16 protein-coding genes and 1 pseudogene are annotated in these 16,234 nt (G+C 37.3%); 11 read left to right on the top strand and 6 right to left on the bottom strand.

The features are described 5' to 3' along the window. Window positions 1-60: 60 nt before the first annotated feature. The 5 genes from ACQKMR_RS13515 to ACQKMR_RS13535 all read left to right on the top strand — a co-directional run bounded on the left by ACQKMR_RS13515 (window position 61) and on the right by ACQKMR_RS13535 (window position 4,439). A complete protein-coding gene (locus ACQKMR_RS13515; protein ID WP_427697757.1) occupies window positions 61-615 on the top strand; it encodes a UbiX family flavin prenyltransferase in 555 nt (184 codons plus the stop codon). Window positions 616-667: 52 nt separating this feature from the next. Continuing rightward, window positions 668-2,032 carry a UbiD family decarboxylase gene (locus tag ACQKMR_RS13520; RefSeq protein ID WP_427697758.1) on the top strand — a complete coding sequence of 455 codons (1,365 nt, stop codon included), beginning with the start codon at window positions 668-670 and terminating at the stop codon, window positions 2,030-2,032. Window positions 2,033-2,227: 195 nt separating this feature from the next. Continuing rightward, on the top strand, window positions 2,228-2,578 hold the full coding sequence (locus tag ACQKMR_RS13525) for a hypothetical protein (RefSeq protein WP_427697759.1): 351 nt from the start codon (window positions 2,228-2,230) through the stop codon (window positions 2,576-2,578). Between the two features lie 296 nt (window positions 2,579-2,874). Further along, window positions 2,875-3,081: a hypothetical protein gene (locus ACQKMR_RS13530; RefSeq protein ID WP_427697760.1), complete on the top strand. Its 207-nt coding sequence runs from the start codon at window positions 2,875-2,877 to the stop codon at window positions 3,079-3,081. A gap of 131 nt (window positions 3,082-3,212) precedes the next feature. Continuing rightward, the gene (locus ACQKMR_RS13535; RefSeq protein WP_427697761.1) at window positions 3,213-4,439 is read left to right on the top strand and encodes a M20 family metallo-hydrolase; all 1,227 of its coding nucleotides are present in this window, start codon (window positions 3,213-3,215) and stop codon (window positions 4,437-4,439) included. A 300-nt stretch (window positions 4,440-4,739) separates the two neighbouring features. Here ACQKMR_RS13535 and ACQKMR_RS13540 read toward each other — a convergent pair whose 3' ends face one another. The 4 genes from ACQKMR_RS13540 to ACQKMR_RS13555 all read right to left on the bottom strand — a co-directional run bounded on the left by ACQKMR_RS13540 (window position 4,740) and on the right by ACQKMR_RS13555 (window position 7,660). Further along, window positions 4,740-5,423, bottom strand: a complete 684-nt coding sequence (locus ACQKMR_RS13540) for an LrgB family protein (RefSeq protein ID WP_427697762.1) — start codon at window positions 5,421-5,423, stop codon at window positions 4,740-4,742. Further along, entirely contained in the window at window positions 5,398-5,790 is a 393-nt protein-coding gene (locus ACQKMR_RS13545; protein ID WP_053346572.1) for a CidA/LrgA family protein, read from the bottom strand. The genes ACQKMR_RS13540 and ACQKMR_RS13545 overlap by 26 nt, the downstream gene beginning before the upstream one ends. A 181-nt stretch (window positions 5,791-5,971) precedes the next feature. Beyond that, window positions 5,972-6,526: a GNAT family N-acetyltransferase gene (locus tag ACQKMR_RS13550; RefSeq protein WP_427697763.1), complete on the bottom strand. Its 555-nt coding sequence runs from the start codon at window positions 6,524-6,526 to the stop codon at window positions 5,972-5,974. Between the two features lie 351 nt (window positions 6,527-6,877). Further along, complete coding sequence (locus ACQKMR_RS13555; protein WP_427697764.1) at window positions 6,878-7,660, bottom strand: undecaprenyl-diphosphate phosphatase; 783 nt, start codon at window positions 7,658-7,660, stop codon at window positions 6,878-6,880. Window positions 7,661-7,878: 218 nt separating this feature from the next. Here ACQKMR_RS13555 and ACQKMR_RS13560 point away from each other — a divergent pair, with 218 nt between their 5' ends. The 5 genes from ACQKMR_RS13560 to dapF all read left to right on the top strand — a co-directional run bounded on the left by ACQKMR_RS13560 (window position 7,879) and on the right by dapF (window position 12,628). Beyond that, window positions 7,879-8,199 carry a DUF4870 domain-containing protein gene (locus tag ACQKMR_RS13560; protein ID WP_427697765.1) on the top strand — a complete coding sequence of 107 codons (321 nt, stop codon included), beginning with the start codon at window positions 7,879-7,881 and terminating at the stop codon, window positions 8,197-8,199. Window positions 8,200-8,468: 269 nt separating this feature from the next. Continuing rightward, the gene (locus ACQKMR_RS13565) at window positions 8,469-9,263 is read left to right on the top strand and encodes a hypothetical protein (protein WP_427697766.1); all 795 of its coding nucleotides are present in this window, start codon (window positions 8,469-8,471) and stop codon (window positions 9,261-9,263) included. Window positions 9,264-9,340: 77 nt separating this feature from the next. Further along, complete coding sequence (locus ACQKMR_RS13570) at window positions 9,341-9,916, top strand: beta-class carbonic anhydrase (RefSeq protein ID WP_427697767.1); 576 nt, start codon at window positions 9,341-9,343, stop codon at window positions 9,914-9,916. A gap of 162 nt (window positions 9,917-10,078) precedes the next feature. Beyond that, window positions 10,079-11,380 carry an NCS2 family permease gene (locus ACQKMR_RS13575; RefSeq protein ID WP_427697768.1) on the top strand — a complete coding sequence of 434 codons (1,302 nt, stop codon included), beginning with the start codon at window positions 10,079-10,081 and terminating at the stop codon, window positions 11,378-11,380. 261 nt (window positions 11,381-11,641) lie between these two features. Next, window positions 11,642-12,628 (top strand): diaminopimelate epimerase, encoded by a 987-nt coding sequence (dapF, locus tag ACQKMR_RS13580; protein ID WP_427697769.1) that lies wholly within the window; start codon window positions 11,642-11,644, stop codon window positions 12,626-12,628. 46 nt (window positions 12,629-12,674) lie between these two features. Here the strand turns inward: dapF and ACQKMR_RS13585 are convergent. Continuing rightward, window positions 12,675-12,798, bottom strand: a pseudogene (locus tag ACQKMR_RS13585) (IS3 family transposase); the annotation flags it as partial. 104 nt (window positions 12,799-12,902) lie between these two features. Beyond that, on the bottom strand, window positions 12,903-14,747 hold the full coding sequence (gene ligD / locus ACQKMR_RS13590; protein ID WP_427697770.1) for a DNA ligase D: 1,845 nt from the start codon (window positions 14,745-14,747) through the stop codon (window positions 12,903-12,905). Window positions 14,748-14,896: 149 nt separating this feature from the next. Between ligD and ACQKMR_RS13595 the strand changes: the two genes are divergently transcribed. Continuing rightward, on the top strand, window positions 14,897-15,739 hold the full coding sequence (locus ACQKMR_RS13595) for a Ku protein (protein ID WP_427697771.1): 843 nt from the start codon (window positions 14,897-14,899) through the stop codon (window positions 15,737-15,739). The last annotated feature ends 495 nt before the right edge of the window (window positions 15,740-16,234 follow it).

Genomic DNA, 16,234 nt, shown 5'->3' on the forward strand with positions numbered 1-16,234 from the left:
TAGATGTTAAATAAAACCATAGGATATAGATTCGGAGAAAAACAGAGATGAGGGATAAAAATGAAAATTATAGTGGGGATTTCTGGAGCAACTGGTGCGATATACGGTATAAGATTGCTTGAGGCTTTAAAAAACGTAGATGTAGAAACACATCTAATAATCAGTGAATGGGCAGAAACAACTATCAAACTTGAAACCGACCACGATCTTGAGTATGTTAAAAATCTCGCCACCTATACATATTCTAATTCAAATCAAGCAGCACTACTTTCAAGTGGCTCATTTATCACAGATGGAATGATTGTTGCACCATGTAGTATGAAATCCATTGCATCAATACGTCATGGGCTAGCAGATAACTTATTAACGAGAGCAGCAGACGTTGTATTAAAGGAAAAAAGAAAATTAATTTTAATTCCCCGTGAATCGCCATTAAATCAAATACATTTAGAAAACATGTTGGCTCTTGCCAAAATGGGTGTTTCTATAAGCCCACCAATGCCTGCATTTTATAATAAACCATCTACAGTGGATGATATAGTGAATCATACCATCACACGTATACTAGATCAGCTGGGAATTGAAAATAACTTATCTAAGCGCTGGTTACAATGAAATATCTATTAAGGAAATTGTACTAGGAATGAAATAAAGGAGGAACATTATATTGAATACTATAGGACAAGACATGCGCGATGCACTTCAATCATTAACAGAAATAGGAAGAGTTACAAAAGTAAATGGACAAGTAGATGTGAATTTTGAATTAGCAGCAGTTCTAGCACAATGTCCAGGTCGATCGGCTGTTATTTTTGAAAATGTTAAAGACCATACTGTAAAAGCAGTCGGCAATTTAGTTGATCGAGAAAACTTTGCGAGAGCGTGCGGGATTGAGAATACATTAGAGGCATCATTAAACTATATTAAGAATGGTATTGAAAACCCACTTGCACCAGTGTTAGTAGAGAATGCCCCTTGTCGTGAGGTTATTAAAACAGAAAATATAGATATTCTAAGAGATCTACCTATCACAACGTTCTTCGAGAAAGAGGCTGGGCATTATATAACAGCAGGGGTTGTCGTTGCAAAGGATCCAGAAACAGGTAAAAGAAATGTGTCGATGAATCGTTTACTCGTTTTGGGGCCTGATAAATTGATGATAGGTATGTCACCTAGTCACCATCTATATCGTTTATTAGAAAAAGCACGTAATCTAGGGAAAACACTTGAAGTGTCAATATCTATTGGAAATCATCCTGCTGTTTTGGTTGCTGCAAACGCATATGTTAATTTAGGTTATGATGAATTTGAAATTGCTGGTGGCATGTTTAACGAACCACTACAGCTATCCCCAGGTGTAATCGTTGATGTTGAGGCCCCAAAAGGGTCAGAAATTGTAATAGAAGCTGAATTTATTCCAGATGAACTACATCAAGAAGGGCTAGTATCGGAGTTTCATGGAATGTATGTTGATTATGGAAAAAGCCCTGTTCTACGCGTTAAAGCAATAACTCATCGTCACAATCCTTATTATCAGGTTATTTTACCTGGAAGGTATCATGAGCACTTTCTCATTGGTGCGATGGCAATAGAAACAACAGCATTTCTTAAAATAAGAGAAGCTGTACCTAGTGTTAAAGAGGCAATTATTACAGAAGGTGGAATGGGGCGCTGCCATTTAGTAGTTTCACTTTCCAATCCAAAGCCAGGTGAGGGGCAAAAAGCAGCATTTGCAGCATTTGCACATTGTAATTTGGTTAAACAGGTCATTGTTGTGAATGATGATATCAACGTCAATGATCCGGTTGACGTCGAATGGGCTATTGCTGCAAGAATGAAGGCACATAGGGATATTTTCACGATTCAAGGAGTTCGAGCTGACCGTGCAGAAGCAGTAGTCGAAGATGGGACAGTTACAAAAATAGGCATTATTGCGTTGCTTGAAGAAACAGCACTTCCAAAGGCGGAAATTCCTAACGATGTAATGGACAAGGTTAAATCACAATGGGATACCTATCAAGTAAAGCTTTAAGTGCAAACTGTAAGATATTCAAAGAAGACATAGAAAATAAGTATATTTATATATAAATAGAGAGGGAAAAAATATATTCGCAAATAGGTGGTTTGAGCAGAGGTATCCCTGAAGTCAATGTAGGATAAAGGGTAAGTATCAAACTCATATAATATTCTGCTCTGCCTCCTGAAAAAACAAGGATGTGTTTATAAGATGATTCATTTAGAAAAACATCATGGAAGAATTCATATCATATTGGATGCTTATAACATGGGAGACGATCTTGTTGTCATGATCTCAGGAGGAGATCGGCCCCATTTAGGAACGATTACCGCTGGGGACAGGCTTGAACCAATACAGACCGTTCAACTTCAGAATCACAAGGAGTTTTACATCACTGAAGAGATAGCTATTCTACTTAGAAAGGAATTTCCAGGAAATTTCGCTATTTGCTGCGGAACACATTTAGATCAGATAACCAAGGAAGAAGTTAAATTACTTACGGATCTAAGTGTGGAACTGGGGATAGAATTAATAAATGAAATAAGGAAAGGATATATTTAAGGTGCTTGTCAACACCTGAACAATCTTGTTTCTTGGAAATGTTACACAGGAGAGTTCCTGTACGTAAAAATTTATGGAATCCACACTGGATTCCTATTTTTGTGATAAAAAATCAATTTTAATATTAAAGAGAATGTCTCTTGGTTCAGGGAGAAAACAATGAAAGGTAAGCACATACGTTATAGGAGTAATTAATCTTTAGCTTCCAGGTATTCCTTTTCTCTTTTATGTAGAATGGTAGGTATCTCTATAAGTGAGTACTATACTTGGTATTATTAATAGCTCAAGAGAGTTACATGTTTCATTTGATTGTTTCTCAAAATCAGAACCCATTTATCGAGGAAGAGGTACGAAAAGTGATTGAGAATGCTTGTACTTTAACAGTCCAAAACGCCTATTTACCAAGTGGTACAGGGAATGATGCAAATCATCTTGCAAGAATTCCGATTGAGATGATTTTGTTCCAATATAAGGATGGAAGAAGTCATTGCCCTGAGGAATAGACAGCATATGAGGATGTAGCTCTAGGTGTTGAAGATTTAGGGAGAACTTTAGTAGTTTTTGATCATCAATATGTTTAAGCACCGTTAATGTTGTTGTTACTGTGTATTTCTAAATTTAGGGGGATTATTAATTGAAAATAGATAGAGAACGATTATGGTGTAATTTGATGAAATTGGGAAATGTAGGTAGAACAGAACAGGGTGGAGTTACCCGTCTTTCTTTTACAAAACAAGAAAAAGAAGCAAAAGAATTTTTAATTAAACTAATGAATCAAACAAATTTAGAGATTCATGAAGATGCAATGGGTAACCTCTATGGTAGAAAAGAAGGGATATATAAAAATGAACCAGTAGTATTAATCGGATCTCACATAGATACAGTTATTAATGGTGGTATTTTTGATGGAGCTGCAGGAGTACTTGCGGGTATTGAAATAGTACAAACATTGAATGATCAAGGTATAACGACAAAATATCCTATAGAAATTGTTGCATTTACTGATGAGGAAGGGACAAGGTTTTCATCAGGAATGCTAGGTAGTAGGGCTGTTGTTGGTGACTTGACTTTACAAGAATTAAAACAGAATAGTGACCATTCTGGAAAAACGATAGCAATGGTCATGAAAGAAAATGGATATAACGAAAAGCTCATAAAAAATGCTAAAAGGTCTGCTTCTGAGATAAAAGCATATTTAGAGCTTCATATTGAACAAGGAAAGGTTCTTGAAAATGAAGATATCCCTGTTGGAATCGTTTCAGGAATAGCAGGTCTTACCTGGTTAAAAGTATCGTTAAAAGGGGAGTTAGGACATGCAGGAACAACCCCAATGCCCCTTAGAAAAGATCCTCTAGCAGCTATGGCAAAAATTATTACTTATTGTGAAGAGGTAGCATTACAACAACACCATACAGTCATAACGGCAGGAAATATACTGGTTAATCATGGTGGAATTAATGTCATAGCTAATGACGTTAAAGTGATATTTGATATCAGAGATTTATCTGGTGAAAATTTACAACTAATTGAAAAGTTAATAAGAATGTATATCGATAAATTATGTGTTGAGCGAAACATACAATATGATATAGAAATACTTGAACATCACGAGCCTTCCCTCTGCTCATCATATATCAACCATAATTTAGAAATTGCATGTAATAAGTTAAATATTAAACCAAAATATTTAATGAGCGGTGCTGCACATGACGCCATGGTAATGTCTAAAATTACAGATATAGGGATGATTTTGGTTAGAACAAAAGAAGGAGTAAGTCATCATCCTAGCGAATGGGCAAGCAAAGAGGATATTGCCATAGGGACGGAGCTTTTATACAATACTATATTACAATTAGAATAGTATGGATTTTCAATAGAATTTTATATTCATGGCGATGGTAAATAAAACACGAAAGGTTGCTTTCGGTTATGAAACATCTGGTTCTGGTGCAAATATGATTTGTTAGAGACATAGAACCTCTTTTACTGGTAGCCCAGGAGTTGGGATTGTTATCCGCAATAAAGCAGGATTGAAACGCTTCGAAAATGGAAAGTTGCTTATGAAACAGAAGGATTGATATGGGTACTGAGTTTGATGATATGATAAGCCTTGCAGATTCAAAAGAACCGCAACGTCTTTTGACATTGCGGTTCTTTTACTTTATAAAAATTTATCTATTAGAGGAAAGAAGCAGGAAATAAGGATACCGGCGATAGCCATGGCTGCCCCTGCGACAGCACCAGTAAATTCACTTTCCTGTGCAGCTTGCGCAGTACCAAGACCATGAGCAATAGTACCATAAGCAATGCCGCGGGCGAATGGCATAGTAATGTTTAGTTTATCCATCATTCTAGGGGCAATCATTGTACCAAGGACTCCGGTCAAAATAACGAAGGCGGCTGAAACATTAGGACTACCTCCATAAAGTTCGGTGATTTCTACAGCAATTGGCACTGTAATCGACTTAACCGCCAATCCTTGAATAATGAACTGTGGTAGCGAAAAGGCATTAGCGATGACTAAGGCAAGAATTAATGTTACTGTAAGTCCTAAAATCATGCCGCTAATAGCAGGAATTCCGTATTTAACAATTATTGCCCTATTTTTATAAAGTGGTACGGCCAAGGCAACGGTAGCTGGGCCCAGGAAATAGGTAATGATGTCTTTACCTGTTGAATAATCATCGAAATCTAAACCACTTATCAGCAGTACAAGAATAATTGTTACCGTACTAAAAAATACGGGAGTCGTAAAGGGTGATGGATGTTTAGCATATATTTTCCTACCAATAGAATAGGCAAGGAGCGTTATTAATATGCTATAAATGGTAATGAGCGTTGTCATGCTGTTTAACCTCTCCTCTATGAGATAACTTCTGAACCGTCCACGCTGAAACGATAAATCCGAAAATTAAACTGACGCCCAAAGTGAGTGCTAACGGCAGACCAAATTTTATAAAAAGCCACCCCATGGTCATTAAGCTAATAGAAATAGGGATAAAGAAAAAGGCAAGGTGCTTCACCAGAAATCCTGAAGTAAGTTCAATCCACTCGACTTTTAGAATTCTAGTTTGTAATAATATGAATAAAAGAATCATGCCGATTACATTACCTGGAATAGGCAATTGAAGGTGATCAGATAAATAATAGCCAAGCTTGCAAAGGATAAGCAACATTAAAAGTTGCATGATAAAAGTAAATGATTTCTTCATGATTAGTTCCTTTCAAAAACGGTTTGAATATATTTGTGAATGGGTCAAGTGTATCCATTATAAAAAAATAATCCTAAAAATAATAGGGGAATGCAACATTCTTTTATAACTTCCTGGAAAAATTGAAAAAGGAGCGTTCCAATTTAGGAAGCTCCGAGGATATAAACTTACGTTATTTATTTTATGCCTCAAGTAACTGCTGTCCGTCATCATCGTTCTGTCTAAGGATGTGAAAGGTGTATAAATCTTTAGGGATTTCATATAAATCAAAGATATCTTCGCCATGATTAATTTGATCGTAAAGGGACTTTCTCGTTTCGTTAGCATTGACGGCATATGGAAGCTTTTCAGCGGCTTTCAAAGAGCGGATATTTTTTTTGCGGATACGCATGAAGACTGTTTCCATACCGAGCTCGAAAAAAAGCTCTTTAAAGAAAGCATCTTTTGCGATGGCATTATATCCTTTACCATGATAGGGCTTGCCAAGCCACGTGCCAAGGAAACCGGCACCATTTTCGATATCGTATAAAGAAATACAACCGATGGGGTTTTCCCATTCATCTAAAATTGTTCGTGAAATGAGTTCACCTGTTTCTTCGGCCTCGATCGTTTGCTTAGTAACGAATACATATTCTTCATATGAATCTACTTTATGGCGCACGAAAGGGAAGACATCTGGATGCGTCATTTGTTCATAAAGAGAAAAACAATCTGTAAAATCTCTCTTTTTTAACATTTCCGTCCCTCCGTTTGAGGGCAGTTCTTATGCGTAGTCGCTGCCCACCCTCGAAATTTTTTAAGTCGTTCGTCAAAAAATTTCGGGGTGGGAATCGAACCCACTAGAACCGGAAACCGGTGGCGCACCATTTGCCTTCCCTATTTTTATTGTCTGAAAGTATACAAATCTAAAGAACCTTACGAAGGTATAATACTAAAAAAAAAACGGTTTGGGAATAGGTTTTTTGCCTTTTTTTTTCGTCAAATTTCAACTTTTTTATGAAGGTTAAAATTGGAAGGCAAACGCGTGCTTTTTTCATTAGAAAACTGATTTTATAACTAATTATTTTTGAGAAAATGCTTTTGTTTCTTAAAATTTTCTTGTGAATTGCATGAATAAAATGATTGTACCTAGTGCCCATACATAAATAGAAAATATTTTTAAAGAACGCTTCTTTAAGAAATCGATCATCCATACAACGGCGATATAGCCAAAGATTGCTGCGGCCAGGGTACCGACAAAAAGGGCTGTGAATGGAAGCCGTTCAACCTCCCCTGTAAAAATGGGTTTCATCTGAAATACGATGCCCCCTGTAATTGCAGGAATAGATAACAAAAAAGAAAAATAAGCGGCAGTAGCCCTGTCAAGTCGGCAGAAAAGTCCAGCGGCTATAGTCAATCCAGAACGTGAAAGGGCAGGCATAATGGCTGCGGCCTGAAAGGTCCCGATAATAAGGGCATCCTTAATGGAAATTTCATTCAGCGATTTGCTCCCTTTTTTTACACCGTCTGCTAACCATAAAATCAGTCCGGTGACTAAAAATTCCCAGCCGATTGTCACCCCAGTTTTTGAAAGGCCGTCAAACCAATCCCCGAGTAAAAGACCGGCAACCACAGCAGGGAACGTTCCTGCTATCAGGAGCAGCGTCATTTTGGAGAAAGGGTTTTTCAGTAAGAAAATGATGTCATCCTTGTAGACTACTATTAAGGCCAGTAATGTTCCGATATGAAGCATGGTGTCCAGAAAAATTCCTGCCTTGTCAAGATGGAATATATGCCGCCCTAAATATAAATGTCCGGTACTTGAAATAGGTAAAAACTCAGTCAAGCCCTGAATGATTCCAAGAATAAAGGCTTGAAATTGATTTAGCAAAAAACATCACTCCAGTCAAGATGTTTTAGGACAATCCTTTATTTTATCTGTATGCACAAGAAGGATGAAAATGTTCAGATTTGGGAAAATAAAATACCAACAAGATTTGTGAGGAAAAGATAGTCCTCATCAACTTTTTTCGAATATAATGAAAGGAAAATGAAACTATTTGTTATTTGATTCGTAATTATTCATATGAGAGAGGAGGAGAAGACACTATGCCTACAAAAGATGAAAGAGTGTTTGCTGCCCTTATATATGTCATCAGCTTTTTTACAGCTTTTGTCGGTCCTTTGGTCATTTGGCTACTTAAGAAGGACTCGTCGCAATTTGTAGATTATCACGGAAGGGAATATCTGAACTTTTTTATTTCCTACACCGTATATTCGATTGTTGCAGGGATTCTGTCACTGATACTGATTGGATTCATACTATTGCCGGTTATCGGAATAGCTTTAATCGTATTTACCATCATAGCTGCAGTCAGGGCTTATGAAGGAACGGACTATCGCTTTCCACTAATTTTTAGAATTTTATAGTACTTTAAAAAGGGATTCGTTATATACGATTCCCTTTTATCATCTGGAAAGGGAATATTTACTGTGTTAGGAAAAATAATTACGATGTTGTGTTTAGTTAATTGCCCTATTATTTAAAAAAAGGGAATAGGTCACATTAAAGCGAATAAAGTATTATGATATATCCTTCAATAACCTTTAAGAGAAATGAATGACAGGCTGCTTGGCATCTTATCAATAATTGTCAATGCAGACGGCGATTTTTCTATATAAGGAGTAAGGAGCAGAATATGAATATTCGCGAATATTATCAAAAAACGAGCAATTCAAATTTCCATGCATCTTGGATCGCTCTTGTATTGGCCATTATTTTTTTTATTTGTCATGCTTTTACTATAATTCCTGGTAACATTTTATTGATAACGGCTCCATTTATTTTTTTTAGTATTGCCCAATTTGCAAGTCATCGGATTTATGAAAATAGAGTAAAGGAATTGCCTATTGAACTAAACGAAACGAATACAGGATTATTACAAACTGAACATGTATTACTGACTTTTATGCCTGCTCCAACTTTAAGGCTACTCCTATTTGCGCCTAATGGGTCTCTTTTGGGCGAAATCCGAGATTTAAATATGAAGTGGTTCATGTGGATGGTTCCGAATTTCTTATCGATGCTATTGCCTAAGCGATATGAATTGGTCGACCATGAGGGGCATTTACTTGCTAAGTACTATATTAAAAGAGGTCTTTTTAATAAGGTTACGATTTTGGATCATCAAGGTGGGGTTATTGGGTTTTATCAAGAAAATAGGTCACTCGTGAAAATTAATGGAATGATTTATAAGTTTGACGGAACAGAATGGATGCCTGTTCAAACATCGGGAAGTTTAACTTCTTTCGAGATTAAGACAAAAGAAGGTGAAAAGGTTGTTTCGTACCAAGAAGGGTGGATGCCCTTAGAGTGGGGGAAAAGATTTAAGACAAATACACCTATTCTTACCTTTTCATCTAACGTTGAAGAAAGTCCAAAGATCATCATATTTGGGTTTTGTGCAGCTACTCTAAACCATCGCTCTAATTGACTAAAATATCTTTTTAACCAATCTTCGAAATATTTGATATAATAAAAGTGAAATACATAGAAAAAAGGGTGGTAATTATGAGTTTACTTAATGAAATTCTTGAATTTAATGAACAGTTTGTAGAAGAAGGTGAATATGTTAAGTACACAACTGATAAGTACCCTGAGAAACGTATGGTCATTATTAGTTGTATGGATACTCGGCTTGTCGAGTTATTGCCAAAATCTCTGAATGTCAAAAATGGCGATGTGAAAATATTGAAAACTGCTGGCGCAATCGTCTCCCATCCATTTGGAAGCGTCATGCGGAGTATTCTTGTAGCTATCTATGAGCTAAAAGCAGATGAAGTTTTTGTTATACCTCATCATGACTGTGGAATGGCATCAGTTGATGCTGATTCTGTAGTTGAAAAGATGATTGATCGTGATATTCCGAAAAGTACCATTGATACACTTGGAGCTGCGGGAATAGATATCCGTAGTTGGCTTCGCGGATTTGATGATGTATATGAAAGTGTTAAAAAAAGCGTGGAAGTAATCAAAGGCCATCCTTTAATTCCAAAGAATATTCCTGTACATGGACTGATTATTTCGCCGGATACAGGTAAATTAGAATTGGTTGTTGACGGTTATGCGGTAGAAAAAAACCAATAAAAACAATTAGGGTCATTGAAAACTGTCGGAATTATTTCCGACAGTTTTTTCAAGTTAGAGAAATCCTATTTATTTTTATCAGTTTTTTTGTTAAAATCGCCAAGTGTAGTTTGTCACAGATACAAACGGGTGGGTGAGGGATAAATTTAATAAGGATACAACATGAAGAAAAAAAACTTGGAAGCGTTATTTCATTTTTCCAGATATGGAACGAATGGAAAACGTGAAATCCTTGCCGGAGTTGTCGGCTATTTTACGATAGTCTATATTCTCGTCGTGAATTCTCTGATTTTATCAGAGGCGGGCATACCGATTAATGGTGCGGTAATTGCCACAATTCTTCTATCAGCTTTAAGCTGTATCATGATAGGGCTTTGGGCAAATGTTCCAATCCTTATTGTTCCAGGCATGGGTGTCAATGCCCTTTTTGCATATACAATGGTTCAAGGAATGGGTCTGTCTTGGCAATCGGCACTTGGTGCTGTTTTTATCTCGGGATTTATTTTTGTAGTCATCGCTTTTACAAAATACTCGAAATTAATTAGTGATTCGATCCCAAGTTCGATAAAAGATGCCATCTCTGTGGGTCTAGGTTTATTTTTGATGCTAATCGGTCTCGAAAAGGGCGGGATTATTACAGGCGGTTCGTCGTCAATTGTTGCCCTTGGAGATTTAGGTGATCCAGCTGTACTTGCAACGGTGCTGACATTTTTACTGGCCATCACGTTATTTATCAAGAATATTCCGGGTAATTTTATGATTACCATCATTGCAGGTAGTCTTATTGCTTATTGGTTCGGTACAGTTCAACTCTCGGAAATCCAATTTTCAGGTTTGGACACAGCCTCCTACAGTGATCTCTTCTTTTCATTATCGTTCATTGAGGCAGACAGAATTGAATTCTGGATAAGCGTCTTTGCTATGACAATGGTTCTTGTCTTTGAGAATATTGGTCTGGTACACGGACATGTACAAAGTATTAACCGTCCTGAGGCTTATAAAAAGTCACTGCAAGCTACAAGTGTTTCCGTTCTTCTTTCAGGAATATTTGGTTCAAGTCCGACGGTTGCAACTGTTGAAACAGCAGCTGGAATCGCATCAGGAGGCAGAACTGGTTTGACATCAGTAGTGACAGGTCTGTTATTCATTATTTCCCTATTATTTATACCGGTAATTAAAGTGATCCCAGACAGCGCCATTGCTCCAATATTAATTATTATTGGCATTCTGATGTTAGAAAATATTAAAAAGTTAGATTTTAGCGATTTTACCGAAAGTATACCTGCAATCTTGATTATCACAATCATTCCATTTACTTACAGTATTGCAGATGGAATGGCTTTTGGTTTTATCCTTTACCCGTTCTTGAAACTGGTAACTGGAAAAGCAAAAGAGGTCTCAACTCCTATGTATGTGAGTGCAGGTTTGTTTATCGTATATTTTATTATCGGAATGATTGGTTGACATTTTGAAAGAGCGGCTGGAATAAGAAATTTCTTATTCCAACCGCTCTTTATTGCATATAGAAACTAAAATGGAGTTGACTATAACAGTAGTATCAAGGCTTTTGCTTCCACTTTGTACTATAATAGGTGAGATGAAAAAACTCCTGAAGGAAATATTGATTAATTATAAATTTCGCAATGACACATCTGTTCTGAAAATGCTATGATAAAAGATATTAAAATAATGATATAAAAAGCAGCAAATTGAGGAAGTGACAGGATGATTATTGAAGGTTTAAAAAGCCATGGATCAGGCAATGATTTTTTAATCATTGATGAATTAACAACAACCTTGACGTTTACTGAAGAAGAGCGCAAAAATTTAGCCCAGACTCTTTGTAATAGGGAAAAGCTCGGAGCGGATGGTATTTTATTTGTAATGAAAAGTGAACATGCAGATGCAAGAATGCGTGTCTTTAATGCGGATGGGTCGGAAGCATCGATGTGTGGTAATGGACTTCGTTGTGTGGCTCGTTATACGAACGACGTTCTAGAGCTTGATAAAATGATTGTGGAGACGATGAAGGCAAATCTACTCGTGGAGAAAACGGAAGATATTTATGAGGGCATCCCGACTTTCAAGGTGGAAATTTCCCCGGTAAGTTTTAATGTAAAAGATCTTCCTCTTGTATTAGCAAAAGAACAATTGCTAAACGAACCAATGCCGGAACTTCATGATACCCTATTATTTTCGGCATTGGCGGTTCCTAATCCACATTTAATCACGCTCGTCGATAGTGACGTTTTGCAAAGTGATTTGCAGGCAGACCTTTCGACAAAGGTCAATAAACCGAATGAGCTTTTCCCTGATGGTGTCAATGTCAGCTTTGTGAAAGAGCTGGAACCAGGGAGCATTTATGTGCGGACATTTGAACGGGGAGTAGGCTTCACTAATGCATGTGGAACGGCGATGTCGGCTTCAAGCCTAGTAACATGCTCTGTTGGATTAAATGCGTTGGAAAGTGAAATATCTGTCTATAATAACGGCGGAAAAGTTAAATGCGTCGTCCATCAAGATGAAGAAAGCCAAAAGTATTCAATAGATTTAATCGGGAATGCAACCTATGAATTCAAGGTGTTGATTGAAATAAACTTAGATCAGCCTGAAAAATTCAAAATGCTTGAAAAACAGGTTTTTGAATCGGAAACAAGCTTATATTCCAAGCTGCAGGATGAAGTTCAAAGTTATTTGAAAACGACATTATAAATTTAAAGACCAACAATGAATTGAACCCAAAAAGTTAGACCTTTATTTAATAAGTAAACTTGAGGGCTTGAACCCGGTAATCTACTGGGCTCATGCCTTTTAATTTCACTTTGATTCGTCGGTGATCGTAATGCTGGACAATCTTCCAGTTCTTTTTTGAAATGCTCCAATAAGCAAGGACAGCTTTTAGTTTCAACGCTAATGAATATTTTGTCATGGAAAATAGCACCTCCAATCGATAGATTGTGTCTAACAATTGGGGTGCAGTTCACAATTAGTTGGTCTTTTTTTGTTTTAGGAATGACAATACTTCCAAAAAGGCTGGGCCATTATCGACAAGTCTGTAATCCATAAATGCACACCCTTCCCTTTTTAATCTGTTTGGTACGGTTTCAATCGTATAGTCCTTTAACTGGAGACTTTCGTCCACTTCCTTCCAAAACAAAGGTGTAGCAACACCCGCGAAAGAATTTCCGCGAGGGGAATAAGGCACAATTATGGTTTTTCCTTCACTATGCTGCACAAAGTCTAAGTATAGTCGATTATGCCGATTTATTTTCATTCTTTCCGTTGTAAAATCATTTGGGTTGGAACTTGTTAGGTAGTCGCCGAGAAAGTCGGTGAATATGCGTGTCTCCTGATAAGTAAATCTGTCTTCAGGCAGAGGAATGTGAATTTGCAGTCCTTTGTTACCTGAAGTTTTTACAAAAGCCCTTATCCTTAATGATTCCATCACTTTTTTAATTTCCTGTGCGGCCTTTATCGCCAATGAGAAAAATTCGATGGAAGGAGGGTCTAAGTCCAGGACGATTTCGTCAGGTCTTGTTTTACCCGCTTTCTGAAATGGGGCATGGAATTCCAATGCAAGTTGATTACCAAACCAAAGAAGCGTTTCAATATCGTTACACAGCATATACTCGATATCCTCATCCATGAACGTTTTAATAAAGGCCGGCGCATAATCAGGTTTGTTTTTCTGGAAAAATCTTTCTTTATCCATAGTGCCATGAGGATAGCGGATCGTCGTAAGCAGTTTATCCTTTAAGAATGGTAAGAAGAAGGATGAAACCTCCCTTAAATAATGGAGGTATTCAACTTTTACCACCTTTTTTCCACCGGTTATCCAAAGCGGTTTATCCTTTGAGGTTATCTGTACAGTATCTGGAAAAGTGTACTGGCCAATCACGAATTTCTCCCAGGTGCATTCTTCGGGAGCCATTTGTAAAAGCCATTGCGAAAACTGAGGTTCCCGCAATTCATTTTCCTCATATACGTGTAGGAATTGAACTTCGATGCAAATGGATGGATGGATATAAAAAAATTGTGCATCTTCATCTGATGCATTTTGCTTGATCAGTTCATGCAATATCCTTTTGTCTTGTCCACTCATTCCATTTTTAACACTACCGATTTTCGTTACTGCACCTTCTTTGAAAACTGCGAGGGAAACGTAACCATTTTCTTTGTGCAATGCTGTAATGAAACAAGAAACGGTCTTCCAATTTTTCACCTTGATCCAAGATGCAGTACGTTTTCCTTCTTGCCAAGTACCCCAAACTTCCTTGGCGACAACCCCTTCGCCATCCAATAGGGTGACCATATTCAAGGCATTATCCAGTACGTCAAAACTCTCAATTAATTGTATCAAAGCCTTATCGTTGGGGTCAGGTGGCATAGGAAAACCAAGTACTTCACCCATATTCAGCATGAATCCCTTTCGTTCTTCCATAGGTTTAGCAGCTATGTCTTTTCCGCTGATGCGAAGCAGGTCAAAGGCTATAAACCGACATGGCGAAAAATGAGCTTTTTCGGAAATTAAGGATTGTTTCCCAAGGCGACCCCGCCACTGTATTTGGAAAAAATCTGCCTTTGCTTGATTGGTAAGCCAAACTAATTCTCCATCTAACTGCAGTGGGAGATAATCTTCCAGCTCCAGATTTCTAATGTAAGCAATGATTTCTGGGAAAAGTGGTGATAATTCCTTCTCGTTTCGACTCGAGATGCTTATCGTATCGGAGTCTATCGTTAAAATTGCCCTAAAGCCGTCATATTTGACCTCATAACGCCAATCTTTGGAGGTAGGGGCTTCAGGGTAATAGGTTGGCAGCATCGGTTTCATTTAGTATTACCTCCGCAAATGATTGATTAACATTATTTTGCCAAAAAAACGAAGTGTTAGAGTTGGCAATTGTTTTTTCGGTTTTTTTTTTACAAAGGGGAATAATAAAATTGTTCTTCTCTTTAAAAATTAGTTATGAGGTGACGACTATGCATACGATGTGGAAGGGGAGCATATCATTCGGTTTGGTGAACATTCCAATCAAACTTCATGCTGCAACGGAAGATAAGGATATATCTTTAAGGACGTTGCATAAGGAGTGTCATTCACCGATTAAATACGAAAAGGTTTGTCCTGTCTGCCAGAAAGAAGTGGGAAAGGATGATATTGTCCGCGCTTTTGAATATACAAAGGGAAAGTTTGTAGTATTGGAAGACAGTGAATTAGAACAGCTAAAAAAACAAAATGAAGAAAAAGCAGTGGAAATCGTGGATTTCGTTAAAATAGAAGAAATAGATCCCATATATTTTAACCGGAGTTATTACATGTCGCCTAATGATGGAGGGATAAAGGCTTATTCACTTCTGAGACAGGCCCTCAAGGAATCGGATAAGGTAGGGTTAGCGAAAATCATCATTCGCTCAAAAGAACAAATGGCGGTTATTCGAGTCGTTGATAATACCTTGGTGATGGAAACGATCCATTATCCGGATGAAGTTCGCTCAGCAGCGGATGTTCCGAATATCCCTGCTAATGATACCATTGTAAAAAAGGAAATAGATACTGCCGTGTTATTAATAGATCAATTAACGACTACTTTCGATCCGGCAAAATACACCGATGACTATCGAACCGCATTACTTGAATTGATTGAATCGAAGAAAACGGGGCAAACGACGATTACAGCCAAAACAAAAGAGCCAGTTTCCAACAATGTAACCGATTTAATGGAGGCCTTACAGGCTTCCATTGACCGAACGAAACATGATGAACCGGAAAAGAAAAAGACGACCCGAAAGAAAGCGGCACCGAAAAAAAAGAAACAAGCATAAAACAGGAAGCTGAGCGGATGACGCATTATGTCGCTTGGCTTCTTGCTCGTTTTAGCCTAGGGAAAGACTTTACAAAGAAATGATTCGTTAAAATTACATATGTAATGCATGTAAATAGGTAATTGGATCAAGAATTATGCTGATTGATGGGATTAAAAGAAAATGATGGATGGGAATGAAGGCAAAAAAATTCGCTCCCTAAAGAGCGACAATGAGGAATTCAATCGTGAAAATCAACATATAGGCGAACGGTTGTAGTTTTCGACTATATATTGTGTTCGTATTCTACCATATTTAATTCTGAAATAGCAACAAAATTACTAAACTAACCTATGATTTTTTCTGGAAATCATGATATTTCGCCCGCTTAACGGATCATGGGGGTTTTTGCATGTTTAGATCCGCTATTTCTTATAAAAAACTACAGAATAAAATGGATTTTTAGTATATTTTATACATATGGGATGATATAAATTAAAATATGAATGGAAGATG

Source organism: Peribacillus sp. NPDC096540, assembly GCF_050278525.1.
In the GTDB taxonomy this organism is placed as follows: Bacteria; Bacillota; Bacilli; order Bacillales; family DSM-1321; genus Peribacillus.